This is a genomic window from Legionella cardiaca (genome assembly GCF_029026145.1).
Taxonomy (GTDB): Bacteria; Pseudomonadota; Gammaproteobacteria; order Legionellales; family Legionellaceae; genus Tatlockia; species Tatlockia cardiaca.
In genome coordinates this window covers 1602494-1622917 of record NZ_CP119078.1, presented here as the reverse complement: position 1 = coordinate 1622917, position 20424 = coordinate 1602494, and the positions used below count along the sequence as shown (strand labels likewise).

Below are 20424 nucleotides of genomic sequence, written 5' to 3'. Positions count from 1 at the left end.
TGTTATCGGCTCCTGGTGGTGAAATCTTTAGGTGAATGCCCCTAATTTCTACCTATATCATATTTTAAAATCTAAGTCACTATGATTTTTAACGAGTTTTATAGAGGAACCTTTACTTGGCGCGTTGCGCTAACTTGTGCTTCAATTATCTTTTTTGAAGAAAGATTTTTCACACGAATCATTTCGCCTGCTGCACCATCTGTTAAAGCAATCCCTTCCATACTTACAACAAAGCTATCACTTATTGCCTGAATTGCCACTTGTTCACCTTTATGTACTAACACCGCAGCCTGGAGAAGAAGAGGAGTAATTGCACTTCCTTGCGCAACATTCGTTTTACTGACTTGATTTATAACCTGTTCTACTTTATCAAAATAACCTTGTTTTAACTGGCTAATGTCCACTTCCATAATTTCAAGATCATTTTCGGTAATCATGGTTCCTTTCGTTAAGGGACGTTTAGCGACAAGCACAGGTTTTTGCACAGTAACTTTTATAGGAACATATAGTGTCCAACGATTGACAGATTCCTGACACTTAACTCCCATGATAGTGGCACGTAACATGGGGATTGAATAAGGATTGAATACTTCCAGATGATTTTCAGCGCAGGGTTTTAATTTAAGTCTTGAATCAATTCTATCGACAGTAACCTGAATTTTACTGTTTTGTTCAGTAGCCAGTGAAGTAAGTACATAATTTTCAATTTTCTCCTTAAGCAAGTCTAACGACTGAGATTCCTCTGCAAATAAGATCTGACTTACAAAAAACAGTAAAAATCCTGGAATAAGTCGTATCATGGAAGCGCTCACATTAGGTAAAATAGCGAACTTAAGCAAATTGTACGCCAATTTTGGAGAAATAATGCAGTTAATACAATATATTTTTGTTGGTTGGCTAATTAGCTTTCATTCCTATGCTGCAAGTCACCATCCACAAGATTTTCTGAACTCAATTAAAGGTAGCAAGAATGAAGGAGAGCTAATCGTGCAGCACTTCTGTGTTAATTGCCATGGAGTAAAGCCCCTCATTCCGATTGGTGCACCACGCATCGGACAAAAAGAAGATTGGGCACCAAGAATGAATATAGGAATAACCGCGTTATTAAAACATACAACGGAGGGGCTAAATGCAATGCCTCCCAGAGGAGGCTGCTTTGAATGCACGGATGAACAATTAATTTTAGCGATAGTTTCAATGTTACCTAAAGAGCTAAAAAATAGCTTTTTAAACGATCTAAAAGATTATAAAAAAAACAATTAGTTAAAAAAATTATTAAAAAAAGCTAAATTTATGCAAAATCCTCCCGATAACATAAAAAAAAAGAGGGAGGGTTAACCAATGAAAAAACAACTTATCATTGGGCCATTGTGTGTGTTAACTGTAGCATGTTCATCCATGGATAGGGGTGTAGCCGTTGTTGACGATGCAGGTTATACGCACTACACCATGAGTCTTGACTCTGATCGCAAAGGTAGAAATTATTTCCCTGAAAAACGACCGGCAACAGGGAAAAAAGTTTTCATCTTCGATCCGAAAGCCACCGCCTGGGCTGCTTATGATGCCCAGGGTAACCGTATTAAAACTGGTAGTGCATCTGGAGGAAAAGATTTTTGTGAAGATACTGGTAGAGGTTGTCGCACAGTTACTGGTACATTTCGAGTTTACTCCAAGAAAGGTGAAGACTGTACCTCCAGTATCTATCCAATTGAAACAGGAGGAGGGGCTAGAATGCCTTACTGCATGCACTTCAGTGGCGGCTACTCTATTCATGCCGCTTATGAGGTACCTAACTGGAATGCCAGTCATGGTTGCATCAGGGTTCTACCAGGAGCGGCTAAATGGTTGAGCCAGGATTTTATTGATATTGGTACTACCGTTATTGTAAAACCTTACTAATAACGACTCGTTTGATTAAATAACCCGCTTTTGCAGCGGGTTGTTTTTTTACTGATGGAGATGTTTTTTTAGCAGCTGATTGATTTGTTCGGGATTTGCTTGTCCCTTTGTTTCTTTCATCACTTGACCAACAAAAAAGGAAAGGAGTTTTTCTTTTCCTGCTCGATAATCAGCTACTTGCTGGGGATATTGTTGAATAATGTTGCTAATCAATTCTTCCAGTAGATTACTATCGGTGAGTTGGTTAAAACCTTCTTTTTTTATAATTTCATCAATATTTGTTTCACCTTCCCACAGTTTGGCAAAAATTTCTTTAGCAATCTTATTTGAAATAGTTTGTTTTGTCAGTTTATCCAACAATGTTGCTAATGATGTTGCTGACACTGGGGGATTATCGAAACTAAGATTGATTTCGTTAAGAGCAGCCGCATAAGTTCCTTTAAGCCAATTAATAATAGTTTTTTCATCTGCGTGGCTGTTTGTTTTAACTGCTTTAAAGAAGTGATAAGTTGCAGGTGAAGCAAGAAGAAAATTCACATCTTCCTGGTTTAAAATAGGATTTTTCTGGCACTCTTCTTTGATCTGCTCAGGAAGGATAGGCATGTTTTTTCTAATTTTTTCAAGATCAGTTGCTTCAATATGGATAGGCAACAGATCAGGATCAGGGAAATAGCGATAATCATTTTCATTTTCTTTACTTCTTAAAGCATGCGTTGTATTGGTATCAGGGTTATACAATCTTGTTTCTTGATGAATGATTAGACCGCTCTCCAGTAAATCTTGATGGCGGGCTTGTTCGTAAGCAATGGCTTTTTCAATAAAACGAAATGAATTTAAGTTTTTAAGCTCTGTTCTCACACCAAGCTGCTGTGAGCCTTTAGGTTTAAGGGAAATATTCACATCGCAACGAAAAGAGCCTTCTTGCATGTTTCCATCGCAAATGCCTAAAAAGCGAACCAGTTGATGTAATTTTTTTAAATAGCTAACAGCTTCTTCGGCGGAAAAAAGACAAGGTGCAGTAACTATTTCCAGCAGAGGCGTGCCGGCTCGATTCAAATCTATTCCGCTGTATGTCGCGTGATTTTCATGCAGGGATTTGCCGGCATCTTCTTCCAAATGAGCTCGGACAATAGAAACTTCCTTTTCGCTACCGTCGCTTAATTCAATTGTCAAATGACCATTAGAAACTATTGGGGCTTGATATTGACTGATTTGATAACCTTTAGGTAAATCAGGGTAAAAATAATTTTTACGTTCAAAGTAGGAATTATTGTTGATATTTGCGTCAATGGCCAGTCCAAACTGAATCGCCATATGAACCGCTGCTTCATTAAGTACTGGTAAGACACCAGGTAAACCCGCATCGATAAAACTGGTTTGCGAGTTTGGTCGTGCGCCAAATGCAGTAGCTGTGGCGGAAAATAATTTTGATTTTGTCTTTAATTGGGCGTGAACTTCAAGACCAATAACGGTATCCCATGCCATAAATCACCCTTTGTAGGTTGGTCTGGCTTGGTGCCAGTCAGTGCATTGTTGATAGTGATGAGCGATATTTAGTAGTTTGGCTTCACTAAAGTAATTGCCAATTAATTGCATGCCAATAGGCAATCCAGCACTAAACCCTGCGGGAATAGACAGAGCGGGCAATCCTGCTAAATTGACAGCTACTGTAAAAACATCAGCTAAATAGTTTTGAATGGGATCGCCCACTTTTTCGCCTAATTTGAAAGCGCAAGTCGGGGTGGTTGGACCTAAAATAATATCAACTTGCTTCAATGTATCTTGCAGTTCAACTTGAATTAATCGTCTGATTTTTAAAGCTTGTAAATAATAAGCATCAAAATAACCTGAAGAAAGAACATGTGTGCCGGTTAGAATTCGACGCTGCACTTCCGCACCAAAACCCTCACTTCGTGAATTGACAATAAGTTCATGCAGGGTTTCAGCTTTTTTGCTTCGGTGACCAAAACGTATCCCATCGTAACGTGATAAATTTGAGGAGGCTTCGGCACAGGCAATTACATAATAGCAAGGAACCCAAAGAGGCTGCAGGGATAAATCAAGTTCAATAATTTCAGCCCCTTCCTGTGCAAAAATCCTAACTGCATTAGTTATGGCTTCTTGTATTTCTGTATCAACTTCTTTTTGAAAAAAACAGGAAGGCAAGCCAATACGTAATCCTTTAATCGATTGTAATAAATTTAAGGAGTAGTCAGGAACAGGCTGGTTAACTGAGGTTGAGTCATGGCTATCGAAACCTGCCATAGCTTGAAGAACGAAGGCTAAATCTTCAGCTGTATGAGCCATAGGACCTGCCTGATCAAGGCTGGATGCAAAAGCAACCATGCCAAATCTTGAGACCAATCCATAAGTTGGTTTTATACCGGAAATTCCACAAAACGCAGCGGGTTGTCTGATTGAGCCTCCGGTATCAGAACCTGTTGCAAATGGAATAAGCCCAGCTGCTACTGCGGCAGCAGAACCTCCTGAGGAACCACCGGGGACTCTATTGATATCCCATGGATTTTTTACTGGCCCAAAGTAACTATTTTCATTGGATGAACCCATTGCGAATTCATCCATATTTGTTTTACCGACTATTACTGCCCCTTGCTCTTCAAGCCGCCTAACAATTGTGGCCTGATACGGCGCTTGAAAATTTGCCAGCATTTTTGAACCGCAAGTGGTGGGTAATACTTGTGTGCAAAACAAGTCTTTATGGGCCATCGGTATGCCGGTTAAAGGCCTGGCTTTTCCTTCTCGAATCTGTTTATCGGCCAGAGCTGCAGAATTTAAGGCGTTATTTTCATTCACATTAATAAAGGCATTGAGTGATTTGTATCGGTTAATGCGACTTAAAAAGTGCTTGGTTAATTCAACGCTTGAGAATTCACCGCGTAGCAGATTATGAGACAATTCTTTCAAAGAATACTTATGCATAAAATTATTGTCCTGAATCGATTACTTTGGGAACTAAATATAAATCATTTTCAAAAAGCGGTGCTATTTGCTCTAATTGATCCGCACAATCCTCTTCAGAAACTACGTCAGCACGCAGGCGCTGATGTAAATCAAAAGGATGAAAAAGAGGGGCAACCCCCATTGTATCGATTTGCTTTAATTGTTCTACAAAATCAATAATGGCATTGATTTCTTCAGTAAGTTTTTCATTGCTGTTTGATTCAGCATCCAGATAAGCAAGTTGCTTGATATTATTTAAATCGTCTTGAGTGATTGTCATTATACGTCCAATAACTAGCAAACATCTAAGATCATCGGCGTGCAGTCCAAACTTGAATATAGACAATAACGCCAGTGCAAACATGTGAATTGATCGATATCTTCACCATTTTCGCTTAGTAACAATAAATGTCAATAAATCTTGCAGTTTTATAGAGCAAAATCATACTTAATTATATGAAAAATTTGAGGTCCTCCTGCGCAGTCAGGAATTCATTTCTGTAGCAACTTTAAGGCTAAGCGCCCAAACTTTTAATGACAAGCCAGCCGTTACCTGCGAAAATGCAGCAATGTTTTTAGAATCATCAAAATTATGAAATACAAGGGGTACTGTTTTCTGTTAACACTATTGTGTTCCGTAGCTTTTGCCAGGATTCCCGTTATTATAGATACAGATATGGGGTTTGATGATTGGGTAGCAATTCTTTATGTTCTGAAAAATAAAAATTTGGATGTTAAGGCTATTACCGTCGATTGCAATGGATTAACCTACTGTCCTCAAGGTGGTATTAATGCTGCGAAGCTGGCAAGCCTGGTTAATAAAAAAATTCCTGTTTATGTAGGGCGAATCGATAAAAAAAATGCAGCTTATGCGTTCCCCTCCGAATTACGCGAATTTAGTTCGAAGATGGCAATCCCTGGCGTTTCCTCATTAGCTGCCTACCCCATCGCTGAAAAACCAGCTGCTCAGGCAATTGTCGATTTAGCCCGTGAAGCAGCTGCTGGCAATCAACCAATCACCATTATGTCTATCGGGACAGCGGTTAATTTAGCAGACAGCTTCGCTTTTGCAAAAACACAAAATGAATTTGCCGTTGTTAAAAAGGGAATTGCAAGAATATATAAGGCGGGTGGCGCTTTCGGAGAAACAATACTAACAGAGAACAAACAGAGGCAACTGAGTAATTTTAATATTCAGGGAAATCTGGGTATTCCAGATTTTTTTGCAACAAATAATACGATGGCTGAGTGGAATATTTACGCGGCAGTAGGGGCAATGCAAGATGTTTTACAATCAGGTATTCCTATTACCTGGGTCTCAATTAATGCTTCAGATATGGCTCGCATTACACCTGAAGCAATCAATTTTCTCGAAGAATATGCTAAAAAGGATAACGCCTTACAATTTAGTTTAGATGCCGCGAAATACCTTGTTGCCTATCAAGGCGGGTGGGATAAGATTGCTCATAATTTTGATTTTTGGGATACAGCAGCGACGATTGCCGCATTTAACTCTGATGTGGTCAGTGAAGCATATGAAAATGTTCCTGTTTGTTTAAATGACAAAGGTTTCCAATTTAGTTTTCCTGCTAAATTACCGCGTTTGACGGAAGGAAAGACATTGAACTACTATTTTTTTCCAGCGATTCATGGTTTCTACTATGGTGCTGTAATTGTTGATGAGACTCCAGGAAAGAACGATGCAACATCTATTTGTAATTTACTTAAGATGAATGTCAGAAAAACAAATGTGATTAAAGGAATTAATGTATCACGTTTTTATCAGCACTTTGCGCGCATGAATTAAAGCTGAAAAAGAAATTATAATATACCGCCTTGCAGAGGCTTCGTTTTACAGTAGAATGAGGAAACATTGTATTTTTTAGACGAGCTTTGGTGATGTTACAGCAAGTTAAAACGGCAGGTGGTGTTTATATTGAATATGAACAACATAAATTGGCTTATGAAAACGCAATAGATCCTCTTCTTGAGCGTCTTGATACGCAACGCGGCGCTTTATTTGCGTCCAGTTTTGAATACCCTGGTCGTTATACTTGTTGGGATATCGGTTTTTATAATCCTCCTCTGGCGATGGTATGTAAGGCGAATGAGATTCAACTGCAAGCCCTAAATGAACGAGGAGAAATTTTACTCGCTATTCTTTTCCCCGTATTAGATTCCTGTAATGAGTTAATTATTCGCGAACATTCTAAAGATAGTTGCCGAATTGAAGTTAAACGTGGACAAAAAATTTTCAGCGAAGAAGAACGCAGTCACCAGCCCTCTGTATTTACCGTGCTTCGAAAGTTACTCGCTTTTTTCAAATCGGATGAACCTTATTTAGGCTTTTATGGTGCTTTTGGATATGACTTAATATTCCAATTTGAAGCGTTAACCCAGCATAAAACACGAGCAAATGATCAACGCGAAATGGTTTTATATCTTCCTGATGAAATTTATGTCGTCAATCATCGGAAGGAAGAGGCATTTATTCGTCGATATAACTTTCAATTTCAGGGTAAGTCAACACAAGCTTTACCCCGCGAAGGTGAGTTTAAAACTTATGAGCCAACATTGAAGCCTGAAAAACAGTGCGATCATGCCCCAGGGGAGTATGCAAAATTAGTAGAAACCGCAAAGGAACGTTTTGCGTGTGGTGATCTTTTTGAAGTGGTCCCTAGTCAAACTTTCTACGCCCACTGTTCAGAACAGCCTTCAGTAATGTTTAGTCGAATGCGGCGTCTAAATCCGTCTCCTTATGGCTTTTTTATTAATCTGGGAGAAGAGGAATACCTGGTTGGCGCGTCTCCTGAAATGTATGTCCGGGTTCAAGGTAAACGTGTAGAGACTTGCCCTATTTCTGGCACAATAAAACGCGGAGCTGATGCCATTGAAGATGCACACAATATTCAACTTCTCTTAGATTCTGAAAAAGAAGCGTCTGAATTAACAATGTGTACCGATGTTGATAGAAATGATAAATCAAGAATTTGTGAAGCAGGAAGTGTACGAGTTCTTGGTCGTCGCCAGATTGAAATGTATTCGCGTTTAATCCATACCGTAGACCATGTCGAAGGAATGATACGTGAAGGTTTTGATGCTGTTGATGCTTTTTTAACGCATATGTGGGTTGTGACAGTAACCGGTGCTCCTAAACTTTGGGCGATGAACTTTATAGAAGAACATGAAAAATCACCTAGAAGATGGTATGCTGGAGCGGTGGGGTGGTTTGGCTTTAATGGCAATTTAAATACCGGATTGGTATTAAGAACCATGCGAATTCAACAAGGAATTGCTGAGATTCGTGTCGGAGCAACCTTACTCTATGATTCTGAGCCACAAGCAGAGGAACAAGAAACCCGATTAAAAGCATCAGCTTTTTTGGATATGTTACAAAAACAAGAATTAAAGGTAAACATCACTAATCCTGTTTTGGGACCTGGTTTAGGTAAGCGGGTTTTACTTGTTGATCATCAGGATTCTTTTGTTCATACCTTAGCAAATTATGTGCGACAAACGGGGGCCGAAGTACTAACTGTTCGTAGCGAGCATGCGATAGAGTATCTGGAAAAAGAGCATTTTGATCTTGTTCTTTTATCTCCTGGACCTGGTAGACCTGCCGATTTTAAAGTAGCACACACGATTGAGGCTGTCCTGAAATCAAAAACGCCTTTATTTGGAGTTTGCTTGGGCTTACAAGGTATTGTTGAATATTTTGGTGGCAAACTTGATGTATTAAATTATCCTATGCATGGAAAGGCCTCGGATATTGAGGTAAAAGATAGTTCAGGGCTTTTTGCAGGATTTGATGCCTCTTTCACTGCAGGACGTTATCACTCGCTTTATGCTCGCTTGGATGCGATGCCTGAAGATTTGAAAGTAACAGCAACAACTCGAGATGGGGTGGTTATGGCAATTGCGCATAAATCTTTACCGGTCTATGCTGTGCAATTTCATCCGGAAACGATTTTATCGATGCCGAATCAAGCTGGATTAAAAATCATTAATAACCTTATGGACATGTTGGCTACAAATGCGCAATAAAATTTTAACACTCTATTTCATTGCTATTGTACTAGGCATATTAACAGGGGTAGTTGGTTCATTTTTTCAAATCGCTATTTCCTATGGAAATCAGCTTATTGCCAAAATATTAGCCTATCAATCGCATGGAGGTGTTAGCACGTTACTTTCCGTATTGATCTCAATGTGTCTCACATTTTTAGCTTGGCTTTTAGTAAGGGGGTTTGCCCCAGAAGCCTCTGGCAGCGGCGTGCAGGAAATTGAAGGAACGTTATTGCATCAACGACCTATTTTCTGGCGCAGATTATTACCTGTGAAATTTATTGGTGGCGTCATGGCTATTACTGCCAAATTAGTAGTCGGTCGTGAAGGACCAACTATCCAAATGGGAGGTAATCTTGGTGAAATGCTGGGAGAGTTACTGCGCTTACCTTCAAAACGATGCGATGCATTAATTGCTGCTGGTGCTGCAGCAGGGCTTGCTTCTGCATTTAATGCTCCTCTCGCAGGGGTATTGTTTGTACTTGAAGAAATGCGGAGTCAATTTAATTTCTCTTTTACTAACTTTAAAACGGTTGCTATTAGCTGTGTTATGGCAACGATTACTCTGCATTTTATTATTGGGTCGCAACCTGCTATTCCAATGGCTGTTTTTCCTTTACCCAGCCTAGCCTCGCTGTGGATCTTTTTTATTTTTGGAATTTTGATTGGTTTTGTCGGACTGTTCTTTAATATTGTATTGATGAAAACTTTGTCTGCAACGGATAAGTTGTCAACAAGAACACGAATCGTATACGTACTAGGTATTGGAGCGCTGGTGGGGTTTCTGGCACAACATCATCCCGCTATTGTTGGAGGTGGTTATGAAATTATTGAGCGCTCCCTTGTTATTTCACCCTCGATACTGGTTCTATTGCTGTTAATTGTTGCCAGATTTGCAACGACCATGCTTTGTTACTCATCCAGTGTACCAGGAGGAATTTTTGCGCCGATGCTAGCTTTAGGTACTTTATTGGGTATAGCTAGTTCTACTATTGTTTTGTACTTTATCCCAAACATTGGTATTCATCCAGGAATGTTCGCTGTCGCTGGAATGGGGGCTTTATTTTCTGCTGCAGTGCGCGCACCAATAACAGGAATCATTCTGGTGGTTGAGATGACTCATAACTACTTATTAATTTTACCCTTAATGGTAACCTGTTTAACTTCAACAACTATCGTGCAATTAGCGGGTAATAAGCCAATCTACACGCAACTTTTAAAACGTACTTTAAAACGGGCAAATGCAATGGAAGGAGTTAATTCTGGGAATTGAGTAGCTCTTTGCAACGACATCAAAAAGGAGTAAATGTACCCATTAAATCTTAAATCCAAATAAATCAAGCTTCCGTTTTTCCAATTTAAAATAATCAAAAAACAATTTCAGTAATTGCATCTATGCCCAACCTGGCGAAGCATTAGAAGATTTTGTCATTGAATATGAAAATGAAAAAATTTATATCAAGGCAGGTGATTTGTTACACCACATGGGTTGCGAGCCTTAGAGAATGAGGGTCTTTTGCCAATGAATTTAATCCGGAAGAAGATAAACAACATTATCAACAGTTAAATCCGTATCTACGTTTGGTTCTGGTTCACGCGTATGTCGTGGTAAAACCATTACTTTAGCCATCATAGAGTACTTAACTTCGAAAATGCTGGGATAGTTTCGCTGGAAAGCTGACGTTGATGGTCTGGAAAATCATCATTCTACAGAGTTTAATTTTAATAATGGGGTTGGCGGCAATCTGGAATTTGTTTCTCCCAAATCAGCAAATTAAATTTGGTATCTGATAATAAGAATGTTGCCTTGCCAGTTGATTCACAAAGTTTTACTGCGAATAATGATCCCGCTGCTAATGAGCGTAAGCAGCGTTCAACAGGAACACCTAGACAGAATGGCGCTTTTAAATTAAAAAGTACGCTTGTTGTGGAAACTGAGAGTTCTGTCTTTCAGTGTAATTCTAATTGATTGTGCATCTTGATGCTCCCAAAGCAGCATCAAGGCATCAAGGCTAACTCAGCGTAACAACGATTTTTCCAAAATGCTCATTGTTTTGCATCCGTGCATGGGCTTGTTCCATGTCTTCAAAACGAAATTCTGAATCAATAACAGGGGCAATATGTTGATTGAGCAAGGATGTGGCCCATAATTTTTGTGCTGATCTCCAAAGCTCGATTTTTTCGAGAAGAGATTGTGGACGTAAAACAAAACCGTTGATTTGCAGACGTTTTTGCATGACTAGCAATAAATTGGCTTCCACAAGATGTCCTTGCATACAGGCAATTTGAATCAGTTTTCCTTGGGATTTTAAAAGTTTTAAGTGTTTGGGAAAATAAGAGCCCCCAATAAAGTCAACAATAATATCGATGGAACGTTCTTCAAGTACGGTTTCAAAGTCTTCTTTTTTATAATTTATTAAAGTGGTTACTCCTAATTTCTTAGCCTTTAAAATTTTTTCCTCACTACTGGCGGTACTAATGATCTTCGCACCTTTTAATTTAGCCATTTGTATAGCGAGAGAGGTAATTCCGCTTCCTGCCGCATGGATTAGCAAGGTTTGCCCTTGCTGTAATTGACCTAATAAAAAGACAGTTGCATGTGCAGTTACCAAGGCCTCGGGTAAAGCTGCCGCATAAGCATAACTCCAATTATTGGGAATAAGTTCAGCAAGATTTTGATTGACACAACAATACTCAGCATAAGCTCCCGCTGCTACTAATCCATAGATGCGATCCCCTTTTTGGAAGCGAGTTACATCACTGCCTACATCAACAACTTCTCCAGCAACTTCTAAACCGGGGATAATGGATTCACCAACAGGGGGAGGGTATTTTCCTTGTCTTTGTAGTAAATCAGCTCGATTTATTGCCGTTGCTTTGACTTGCACTAAAATTTCCTCTCGTTGGCAAGTGGGGAGAGCTTGCTCGCTTATAGTTAAGCGACTGCTTTGGCCTGGATTATCAATTAGAATGCAGCGCATAGTATTATCAAGTGGAGAGTGAATTAGCTAACTATATCTCAGGTTAGATGGATCGCGTAGCGTAATTTTTTAACGTATTAAAGGTGAAGAGAAGAAATATCAATAGGAGAAAGCCGTGTATCACTATAAAGCTCGCAAAAGGAAAACTGTTCGTTATATACTGCCATGCAATCTGGTTATTTAATCTGTTAATGGCTAAATACACTCAATACAAAAAATTAGCATTGTTTTTTATTTTTCCGCAATTGCTAGTAACACTTTTATTTTTTATTTGGCCTGCACTTAGTGCGTTAACGCAAGCTTTTTTCTTCAGCGATGCCTTTGGTTTACATAGTCAGTTTGCAGGGTTAACGAATTTTTTTGATTTGCTAAAAGATCCTGGTTACCTTAAAGCACTCTATGTAACGCTTATAATTGCTTTTTTTGTAACTTTAGGAACAATGAGCTTAGGGCTGCTTTTAGCTACTCTTGTGCAAGCACGACGCAAAAGTCAATCCGTCTATAAAACTCTGTTTCTTTGGCCCTATGCCGTAGCACCAGCTATTGCCGCCATATTATGGCGTTTCTTATGTCAGCCAACGATTGGATGGCTGGCTCATGGATTACAACACGTAGGGATACATTTTAATTATTTAATTAATGCAAAGCAGGCACTGCTTGTTGTAATAGTAACAGCGTGCTGGCAGCAATTAAGCTACAATTTTCTTTTCTTCTTTGCAGCACTGCAAGCGATACCCAATTCTTTGATTGAGGCTGCAATAATTGATGGCGCTTCCGCATGGCGTCGATTTTGGCAAATCGTTTTTCCATTGTTATCACCCACAAGTTTTTTTCTATTAATTATGAACTTAATTTATGCTTTTTTTGATACTTTTGGCATTATTGATGTGATGACAAATGGGGGCCCTAATAATAGTACGACAACATTAATTTACAAAGTGTATAAAGACGGTTTTGTGGGGTTAGATCCAGGAAGTTCTTCTGCTCAATCCGTCATGTTGATGATTATGGTGATTGTGCTTACTTTATTTCAATTCCGTTACCTTGAGAAAAAAGTGCATTACGAATGAAAATATTCAAGCGAATTCTTAGCCATAGCTTGCTATGCTTTTTTGTTGCATTATTGTTTATTCCTCTTTATTTGGCTTTGGTTGCCGCCAGTCATAATGGTACAGCAATGATGCAGGCGCCACTGCCTGTCTGGCCCGGCACTGTTTTATTTCATAATATTAAAGTGGTATTGACTCAGGGGCTGGTGGCAACAGGTGGGCAACCTGTATGGCAGATGCTACTGAATAGTTTTGCTATGGCAATTCTGATTGCCGGTGGCAAAATAATTTTAGCGTTGTTTTCTGCCTTTGCGCTTGTCTATTTTGACTTTCCAGGTAAACAATTTTTCTTTGCGTTAATTTTTACGACGATGATGTTACCCGTTGAGGTAAGAATTGTGCCAACCTTTCAGGTGATTGCTGCTTTTGGCTGGTTAAATAGTTTTGCTGGTCTTAGTTTTCCTTTAATGGCCTCAGCAACAGCCACCTTTTTATTTCGGCAATTTTTTAAGACAATACCTAAAGAGTTAATTGATGCAGCGACTTTGGATGGGGCAGGACCAGTACGTTTTTTTTGGGATATTCTTTTACCCCTATCTAAAACTCAAATTGCCGCTTTATTTATTATTTTATTTGTATATGGATGGAATCAGTATCTTTGGCCACTGGTAATTACAACAGATAGCAGTATGGCAACGATAGTTATGGGGATTCGTTATTTGGCCGGCGTTGCTGATCAGATTCCCCAATGGCATTACATAATGACTATTGCTTTAATTGCATTGATACCACCGTGTTTGGTGGTCTTAACAATGCAACGATGGTTTGAAAAGGGGTTAACACACTGATGGCCACGGTAAATTTAATCGATGTGGATAAAGTCTACACACAACAACGCATTCTCGACAAAATAAACCTAAACATTGAGAAAGGGGAGTTTGTGGTTGTAATAGGGCCTTCAGGTTGTGGAAAATCAACCTTATTGCGACTTGTTGCAGGTTTGGATACAGTGACGAGCGGAAATATTTTGATTAACAATCAATGTGTCAACAAAATCCCTCCTGCAAAACGCGATATGGCAATGGTGTTCCAGAACTATGCACTTTATCCGCATATGACCGTTTTTGATAATATGGCTTATGGCCTTAAAATGCGAGGTATGAAGGCATCGCTAATCCAACAAAAAACACAAGAGGTAGCGGCCATGTTGCAACTAACCGATTATTTGCAACGTAAGCCACAAGCACTTTCTGGAGGGCAGCGCCAACGAGTTGCTATGGGAAGAGCTATTGTACGTTCGCCTGCGGTCTTTTTATTTGATGAGCCTCTTTCTAATCTCGATGCAAAGTTACGTACGGAAATGCGCTACGAAATCAAAAGAATGCATCAAAAATTACAAACAACATGTTTATATGTTACTCATGATCAAACCGAAGCCATGACTATGGCATCGAGAGTATTAGTTTTAAACAAAGGAAAAATAGAACAAATTGGTTCGCCACAACTTTTATATTCACAACCTGCATCGCTTTTTGTTGCGAGTTTTATTGGTCATTATCCGATTAATTTTTTACCAGCTAAAATTGATCAAAATCAACAAAAGGTCCTGGCTGATTTTGGGGTTGAGTTCCCACTACCGCTGGTAAAAGAATCGCTTATGGATAATGAAGAGGTGGTTATCGGATTTAGACCGGAACATTTAAAAGTCGTTGAGAAAGGTAACCCGTCAGCAATTCCTGTTAAGATTGAATTTGTTGATGACATGGGAGCTGACAAATTGATTCAGGCTGTCACATATTGTGGCAAGGGGCGTTTTTCAGTACGGGTTTCGGCTGACATTGAAATTGTTGATGACAGACTTGCCTTGGAACTTATTATAAATAAAGCTAATCTATTTCGTCAAAAAACTGGTTTACGTCTAGGAGGGTGGCATGACTGAACAAAAAACTTTAAGAAAAATTGATGCACCCTTTTACAACTATTGGCAAGCTTTGCTTCTATCTTTTTTTAGTAGTCGTTTATATGTGGATGTTGGCAAACGCTGGAAAGGTTTAGGCATACTTTATTTATTATTGGTTATATTTTTATTCTCAATCCCATTCTCATTACGTATTGCTGTTGAGTTTAATACTTTTTTTGAACAGCAAATCATTGAACCGCTTAAAAAATTACCGCCTATTTATATTCAAAATGGAAAAGTGTCTTTTGACGAACCAATGCCGTATTTCATCAAAAATGATGCAGGGGAAATTGTCTCAATTATTGATACGACAGGAAAAGTTAAAACCATTGATAAAACCTATCCTAATTTAACGACCTTAATCACCGAAGATAAATTTTTCTATCGTATTCGTTCACCCCAGTTCTTTTTTACGAAGCAGATGGATGAAGAGGCAGATCAAATTTATGTGCAGCCTCTAAGTAAAAATATCAATCAAATATTTGATGGCAGCACTTGGATAAAATCGTCTGGCTTGAAGCGAGTGAAATTGTTTTCACTAATCATTATTTATCCTACTGTAGCATTGTTATTGTTTTTAATTTATTTGGTATTTCTTTTAGCATTTGCACTCATGGGACAGTTTATTTCCAACTTGTTTTTTCGCTTATCAATTAGCTATAAACAATCATCTCGTTTGCTATCGGTTAGTTCAACACCGCAGATACTTATTCTCTTGCTTTTTTTAACAATAGACTGGCTTTTTATCGGCTTTGGATTGATATTAATGATTCTGCCTGCATTCTACTTTTGTTTTGCATTACGTTCGTTGAAACGTGAAAGCCATAAATTGGTGGTTTCGTGAAAGAGTTAATTCATTTTGCTCATGGCAATGGTTTTCCGTCGCCTTGTTATATGCAATTGTTAAAACACTTGGAGACGAGATATGACTATTGTTATATTGATAAAATAGGACACAATCCTCTATTCCCTGTCACGGAAAACTGGCATCTTCTCGTGGATGAGATTATTGCCAGTGTGCAGGCGCAAGCGACACAACCTGTTATTGCAGTAGGACATTCATTAGGGGGAGTTTTAAGTCTTTTGGCTGCAATTGAAAAGCCTGCATTATTTAAAGCGGTGATTATGATTGACTCGCCTCTTTTAGGACGCATGAAGTCAAGTGTAGTGAGACTGGCAAAAGCTCTAGGTATAATTGATAGGATTACTCCGGCATTTAGAGCACGCAGTAGAAGAGAGTACTGGCAAAATAAAGAACAACTTATTAATTACCTGAAAACTCGTGATCTGTTTAAAACATTTACTCAAGAATGTTTAGAAGACTATATTGAGTATGGTATGAGAAAAACCGAAGAAGGTTATGTACTCCGCTTCGATCGCCATATAGAATATTTGATCTTCCGAACTATACCTCACACTTTACACGCATACGAGGGAAAATTAAGAGTTCCAGCCTTATTAATTTATGGAGATAAAAGTACAGTTGTTGATGGATTGGATGTACGTTATATGCAAAAGCATTACAATATCTCAGCGGTTAAAATGAATGGTACTCATATGCTGCCAATGGAGCATCCAATCCAAGTCGCAAAACAAATTTTTGCGGGGCTTGATGCTATACTGAAAGGATGACAAGATTGCTTGAAAATAAAGTTTTACAAGCATACTCTGAACGCATGTATGAAGATCGTTATTCCTAAGGATCGTTTATTAAAAGGAGAAGACAGTGTTGCATACTCTGACTGTATTAGCAGTGGTGGGTGCGGCTATTTTATTGCTCGCTAAACAAGCATCCCTTGTGGTTTGGACTATCAGTTACGCTTTATTTGCTTTGTTAGTTACTAACTATGGTTCGCCAGGGATCGTTGGTCAAGTTTTTCTCTGGGGAATTTTTGCAATTTTTGCGTTAGCTTCTATCAGGCCATTGCGTAAAAATTTATTATCGCGTCATCTATTTGCAACGATTAGCAAGTCAATGCCCGCAATGTCTTCTACAGAACGAGAAGCCCTGGAAGCCGGAACGGTCAGTTGGGAGGGTGACCTTTTTAGTGGCTCACCAGATTTTAATCGTCTCCTTAGTTCACCTGTAGTTAAATTAACTGTTGAAGAGCAGGCTTTCATCGACGGTCCCGTTAATGAATTGTGTCGCATGATTGACGATTGGGATATCACGCACGTTCGAACAGATATGCCACCTGAAATGTGGCAATTTATTAAAGAAAAGGGTTTCTTGGGAATGATCATTCCCAAGCATTATGGTGGACTGGAATTTTCTGCTACGGCACAGTTTTCTATTTTAGCAAAATTATATGGTCGCTCTGTTACCGTTGGGAGCTCAGTGTCAGTTCCTAATTCTTTGGGCCCAGCAGAATTATTATTAAAATATGGTACCAAAGAGCAAAAAGAATATTATTTGCCTCGTTTGGCTGATGGACGGGAGATTCCTTGCTTTGCCTTAACAGGACCTAATGCTGGTTCTGACGCAGCCTCAATTCCTGATAAGGGTGTAGTTTGCTATCAAGAATTCAATGGTCAAGAAGTATTAGGAATCCGTTTAACCTGGAATAAGCGTTATATTACGCTTTGCCCAGTTGCAACCGTTATCGGCTTGGCGTTCCGCCTATTTGATCCTGAGAATATTTTAGGTAAAGGAACCGATGTTGGAATTACCTGCGCCTTAATTCCCGCAAATACGCCTGGCGTTATTAAGGGGCGTCGCCATTTTCCATTAAATACAGGCTTTTTGAATGGCCCAACTCAAGGAAAGGATGTTTTTGTTCCCATTGATTATTTAATTGGTGGTGCTGCCATGGCAGGAGCAGGTTGGCGTATGTTAATGGAATGTTTGAGTGCCGGACGCGCTATTTCTTTGCCATCAAGTGCGACTGGGGGTACACAAGCGGGTGCTCTGGCGAGTGGTGCTTATGCAAGAATACGCAAACAATTCAACCAGTCTATAGCAAACTTTGAAGGCATTGAAGAGCCTTTGGCGCGGATTGCCGGAAATACCTATCTTATTGACGCTGGTTTAACCATGGCTGCTGCAGCTATTGATCATGGTGCCAAACCTTCAGTAGCTGGTGCGATCTTAAAATATCATACGACTGAAAGAGGACGTCAAGTTGCTATTGATGCCATGGACATTCATGGAGGTAAAGGGATTTGTCTTGGCCCAAATAACTATTTAGGACGTGCCTATCAAAATTTACCTATAGGTATTACTGTTGAGGGAGCTAATATTCTCACTCGTAGCTTAATTATTTTTGGCCAAGGCGCAATTCGTTGTCATCCTTATGTATTCCAGGAATTAGAGAGTGTTCGCAAAAATGACCTAAATGCCTTTGATAAAGCATTTTGGGGTCATGCTGGATTTGTATTAGCAAACTTAACCAAATCTTTAATTTATTCGATAACAGATGCTCACTTTATCTCCACACCAAAAAGCAAAGCTAAACGCTATTATCAATTGGCTCAACGTTATAGTGCTCAATTAGCCTTTTTATCTGATTTTTCGATGGCGATACTTGGTGGTGAGCTTAAGCGAAAGGAGAAAATGTCGGCTCGTTTAGGGGATGTTTTAAGCAATTTATATTTGATATCAGCTGTCTTGAAACGCTTTCATGATGATGGTGAGCCAGTTGCTGATTTACCTTTAGTTGAATGGAGTTGTCAGCAATTGCTAAATGAGAGTGAGACTGCTATTCATAATGTTATTGTTAATTTCCCGACACGTTGGGCGCGTATTGTACTGAAATTAATTCTGCAGCCGTTTGGTGGTCAACGTCATGCTCCCTCTGATGAATTGGGTGCTAAATTGGCTCAAATACTTACTGAACCAAATGAAACCAGAACACGACTCACTCGGTTTGTATTTGCAGAAGCCATCCAGAATTGTCCTTTGGGCCGTTTGGAAGATACATTCCATAAAATTTGTGCAATTGAAGAACTTGAGAAAAAAGTTAGTCGTGCTGTGAGAGAAGGAAAATTAACCTCTTTAACCTTGCTAGAACAAATTAATGAAGCAGAACAAAATGGTATTTTAGATACTAATGATGCTATGCGTTTGCGAGAGGCTGAAATCAAAAGACAGGAAATTATTGCTGTGGATGATTTTAGTGATGATGAATTGCGGCGATCATCATTTGATGCCGCATTGAGTAAGGTAAAAAAGAAAGAAATAACTCCGAGCGAAGATAATTTAACAACTGAAGTTGTTTAATTGGTGTTCTCCGAATAAAGGATTTGCGGCAATCCTTTATTCGGATTTTATTGCTTGGAACATTTTATATAAAAACGAATGCCAATGCTATTGGTGGCTTGAATAATAAAGTCCAAATTTATGGTAAAAATTATCCTTACCAATCATAACAAGCAGTCACCTTTTAAAAAGGCTGTCCTTGATGTCTCCTCGAAGATATGCGAGATAGATGAATCTCAGAAGGGCGGATTTCAATTATTACAAAATCTCGATTTTCAACACCCTTTGCTTTCTTATCCATATCTTAAATCGTCTACTACCACGTATCATTACCATTATCATGATATGGCTGGTCTTCTAGAAACGGCAAAATATGTGTATGCCACGTTACTTCACGCCAGCAAACCAGAAGAGTGCCAATTTGTAGTTTCTCCTTCACCACATTTTTTATCTTTAAAAGCTATTTATAAAATTCCTTTTTCTCTTGATGACCATAAAGAAGCAAAGGATTTCATTACTGTTAATCAAATTAACGGTATAATCAGTCAACTAGCAAATCATCAATTCCATTTTCATGATAAATTAATAATTAATGATACGATTTTATTTAAAAATTTACCGGAAACCGTTGATGGTGATGCCTTGTTTGCCTATAACGACAAAGCATACGAACTTTTAAACAAAGAAGAACCGTTTGAATTATGTGAAATACGCTACATTAATCAATTTATTGGTTTTGGCGTTTATGCCAGAAAGGATATAAAGAAGGGGACTAATGTATGCGTATATCAGGGAATGAAAACTAATCCCGAATCAAAGCGATATCATTTTTACCCTCACTTTGATCTTTTAGGTTTAGGAATTGATGCCACAGACTATGGCAACATTGGTCGATTCGTGAATCACGCTCCTTCCTCCAGCCAACCAGATCACTTCCTTCTCGACGTCAATCTTATGGTGGATAGACATATTCTCAATGGTATAGAAATTGTTGCTTTTACAGCCAAAAGAGATATTGCTAAGAATGAACAATTGTTTGTAGATTATGGTGCCGGATATTTTGAAAATGCAGAAGAATATAGGTTTAATAGAGAGGGAAAACTTTTAAATCCTAAAGGTGAAATCCTACTTGATAAACATCATGAAAAATTGAATACCTTAAGGGTAATGGCAAAAAACGGTGTCAGCCAAGCTGCCTATCGTCTTTTAAAAAGACCATTGCTAGCTCTCTTATTGACTGCTTTAGGGTTTATTGCATTGTACAGTATCCAATTTCTTTAGAGAGATAAAATATTTCGCTAAAGTTGGATT

At 38.8% G+C, this 20424-nt stretch carries 18 protein-coding genes; 13 read left to right on the top strand and 5 right to left on the bottom strand.

What is annotated here, in order from left to right:
* Positions 1–98: 98 nt before the first annotated feature.
* On the bottom strand, positions 99–800 hold the full coding sequence (gene flgA / locus PXX05_RS07015; RefSeq protein WP_275090350.1) for a flagellar basal body P-ring formation chaperone FlgA: 702 nt from the start codon (positions 798–800) through the stop codon (positions 99–101).
* 64 nt (positions 801–864) lie between these two features.
* Here flgA and PXX05_RS07010 point away from each other — a divergent pair, with 64 nt between their 5' ends.
* Positions 865–1263, top strand: coding sequence for a c-type cytochrome (locus PXX05_RS07010; RefSeq protein ID WP_275090349.1), 399 nt, complete (start codon positions 865–867; stop codon positions 1261–1263).
* Between the two features lie 78 nt (positions 1264–1341).
* On the top strand, positions 1342–1899 hold the full coding sequence (locus PXX05_RS07005) for a L,D-transpeptidase (protein ID WP_275090348.1): 558 nt from the start codon (positions 1342–1344) through the stop codon (positions 1897–1899).
* Between the two features lie 48 nt (positions 1900–1947).
* Here the strand turns inward: PXX05_RS07005 and gatB are convergent, their stop codons facing one another.
* The 3 genes from gatB to gatC are packed head-to-tail and all read right to left on the bottom strand — an operon-like array spanning position 1948 to position 5140.
* Positions 1948–3384 carry an Asp-tRNA(Asn)/Glu-tRNA(Gln) amidotransferase subunit GatB gene (gatB, locus tag PXX05_RS07000; RefSeq protein WP_275090347.1) on the bottom strand — a complete coding sequence of 479 codons (1437 nt, stop codon included), beginning with the start codon at positions 3382–3384 and terminating at the stop codon, positions 1948–1950.
* 3 nt (positions 3385–3387) lie between these two features.
* Entirely contained in the window at positions 3388–4839 is a 1452-nt protein-coding gene (gatA, locus tag PXX05_RS06995) for an Asp-tRNA(Asn)/Glu-tRNA(Gln) amidotransferase subunit GatA (RefSeq protein WP_275090346.1), read from the bottom strand.
* 4 nt (positions 4840–4843) lie between these two features.
* Positions 4844–5140, bottom strand: a complete 297-nt coding sequence (gatC, locus tag PXX05_RS06990) for an Asp-tRNA(Asn)/Glu-tRNA(Gln) amidotransferase subunit GatC (RefSeq protein WP_275090345.1) — start codon at positions 5138–5140, stop codon at positions 4844–4846.
* Positions 5141–5452: 312 nt separating this feature from the next.
* Between gatC and PXX05_RS06985 the strand changes: the two genes are divergently transcribed.
* From PXX05_RS06985 to PXX05_RS06970, 4 genes are all read left to right on the top strand, one after another.
* Complete coding sequence (locus PXX05_RS06985) at positions 5453–6667, top strand: nucleoside hydrolase (RefSeq protein WP_275090344.1); 1215 nt, start codon at positions 5453–5455, stop codon at positions 6665–6667.
* 92 nt (positions 6668–6759) lie between these two features.
* Positions 6760–8904: an anthranilate synthase component I gene (locus tag PXX05_RS06980; protein ID WP_275090343.1), complete on the top strand. Its 2145-nt coding sequence runs from the start codon at positions 6760–6762 to the stop codon at positions 8902–8904.
* Positions 8894–10198 carry a H(+)/Cl(-) exchange transporter ClcA gene (gene clcA / locus PXX05_RS06975; RefSeq protein WP_275090342.1) on the top strand — a complete coding sequence of 435 codons (1305 nt, stop codon included), beginning with the start codon at positions 8894–8896 and terminating at the stop codon, positions 10196–10198. Before PXX05_RS06980 ends, clcA begins: the two co-directional genes overlap by 11 nt.
* Positions 10199–10705: 507 nt before the next feature.
* Positions 10706–10894 carry a hypothetical protein gene (locus PXX05_RS06970; RefSeq protein WP_275090341.1) on the top strand — a complete coding sequence of 63 codons (189 nt, stop codon included), beginning with the start codon at positions 10706–10708 and terminating at the stop codon, positions 10892–10894.
* Positions 10895–10937: 43 nt separating this feature from the next.
* Here PXX05_RS06970 and PXX05_RS06965 read toward each other — a convergent pair whose 3' ends face one another.
* Entirely contained in the window at positions 10938–11906 is a 969-nt protein-coding gene (locus tag PXX05_RS06965) for an NAD(P)H-quinone oxidoreductase (RefSeq protein ID WP_275090340.1), read from the bottom strand.
* A gap of 191 nt (positions 11907–12097) precedes the next feature.
* On the opposite strand from PXX05_RS06965, the gene ugpA reads away from it, so the two are divergent.
* The 7 genes from ugpA (at position 12098) to PXX05_RS06930 (ending at position 20394) form a co-directional block, all read left to right on the top strand.
* The gene (gene ugpA, locus PXX05_RS06960) at positions 12098–12976 is read left to right on the top strand and encodes a sn-glycerol-3-phosphate ABC transporter permease UgpA (RefSeq protein ID WP_275090339.1); all 879 of its coding nucleotides are present in this window, start codon (positions 12098–12100) and stop codon (positions 12974–12976) included.
* A complete protein-coding gene (ugpE, locus tag PXX05_RS06955) occupies positions 12973–13803 on the top strand; it encodes a sn-glycerol-3-phosphate ABC transporter permease UgpE (RefSeq protein WP_275090338.1) in 831 nt (276 codons plus the stop codon). The genes ugpA and ugpE overlap by 4 nt, the downstream gene beginning before the upstream one ends.
* Positions 13803–14894: an ABC transporter ATP-binding protein gene (locus PXX05_RS06950; RefSeq protein WP_275090337.1), complete on the top strand. Its 1092-nt coding sequence runs from the start codon at positions 13803–13805 to the stop codon at positions 14892–14894. Before ugpE ends, PXX05_RS06950 begins: the two co-directional genes overlap by 1 nt.
* Complete coding sequence (locus tag PXX05_RS06945) at positions 14887–15759, top strand: DUF1189 family protein (protein ID WP_275090336.1); 873 nt, start codon at positions 14887–14889, stop codon at positions 15757–15759. Before PXX05_RS06950 ends, PXX05_RS06945 begins: the two co-directional genes overlap by 8 nt.
* Positions 15756–16547 (top strand): alpha/beta fold hydrolase, encoded by a 792-nt coding sequence (locus PXX05_RS06940; protein WP_275090335.1) that lies wholly within the window; start codon positions 15756–15758, stop codon positions 16545–16547. The genes PXX05_RS06945 and PXX05_RS06940 overlap by 4 nt, the downstream gene beginning before the upstream one ends.
* A 94-nt stretch (positions 16548–16641) precedes the next feature.
* Positions 16642–19134, top strand: a complete 2493-nt coding sequence (locus PXX05_RS06935) for an acyl-CoA dehydrogenase (protein ID WP_275090334.1) — start codon at positions 16642–16644, stop codon at positions 19132–19134.
* Positions 19135–19254: 120 nt separating this feature from the next.
* Positions 19255–20394 carry an SET domain-containing protein-lysine N-methyltransferase gene (locus tag PXX05_RS06930; RefSeq protein ID WP_275090333.1) on the top strand — a complete coding sequence of 380 codons (1140 nt, stop codon included), beginning with the start codon at positions 19255–19257 and terminating at the stop codon, positions 20392–20394.
* Positions 20395–20424: the final 30 nt, after the last annotated feature.

Bases quoted from the DNA above. Each gene is read 5' to 3' on its own strand.
- PXX05_RS06930 (WP_275090333.1), top strand. From the start codon at position 19,255: ATGGTAAAAATTATCCTTACCAATCATAACAAGCAGTCACCTTTTAAA.
- ugpA (WP_275090339.1), top strand. From the start codon at position 12,098: ATGGCTAAATACACTCAATACAAAAAATTAGCATTGTTTTTTATTTTT.
- PXX05_RS07010 (WP_275090349.1), top strand. From the start codon at position 865: ATGCAGTTAATACAATATATTTTTGTTGGTTGGCTAATTAGCTTTCAT.
- ugpE (WP_275090338.1), top strand. From the start codon at position 12,973: ATGAAAATATTCAAGCGAATTCTTAGCCATAGCTTGCTATGCTTTTTT.
- PXX05_RS06950 (WP_275090337.1), top strand. From the start codon at position 13,803: ATGGCCACGGTAAATTTAATCGATGTGGATAAAGTCTACACACAACAA.
- PXX05_RS06980 (WP_275090343.1), top strand. From the start codon at position 6,760: ATGTTACAGCAAGTTAAAACGGCAGGTGGTGTTTATATTGAATATGAA.
- gatC (WP_275090345.1), bottom strand. From the start codon at position 5,140: ATGACAATCACTCAAGACGATTTAAATAATATCAAGCAACTTGCTTAT.
- gatA (WP_275090346.1), bottom strand. From the start codon at position 4,839: ATGCATAAGTATTCTTTGAAAGAATTGTCTCATAATCTGCTACGCGGT.
- flgA (WP_275090350.1), bottom strand. From the start codon at position 800: ATGATACGACTTATTCCAGGATTTTTACTGTTTTTTGTAAGTCAGATC.
- PXX05_RS06985 (WP_275090344.1), top strand. From the start codon at position 5,453: ATGAAATACAAGGGGTACTGTTTTCTGTTAACACTATTGTGTTCCGTA.
- clcA (WP_275090342.1), top strand. From the start codon at position 8,894: ATGCGCAATAAAATTTTAACACTCTATTTCATTGCTATTGTACTAGGC.
- gatB (WP_275090347.1), bottom strand. From the start codon at position 3,384: ATGGCATGGGATACCGTTATTGGTCTTGAAGTTCACGCCCAATTAAAG.
- PXX05_RS07005 (WP_275090348.1), top strand. From the start codon at position 1,342: ATGAAAAAACAACTTATCATTGGGCCATTGTGTGTGTTAACTGTAGCA.
- PXX05_RS06945 (WP_275090336.1), top strand. From the start codon at position 14,887: ATGACTGAACAAAAAACTTTAAGAAAAATTGATGCACCCTTTTACAAC.
- PXX05_RS06965 (WP_275090340.1), bottom strand. From the start codon at position 11,906: ATGCGCTGCATTCTAATTGATAATCCAGGCCAAAGCAGTCGCTTAACT.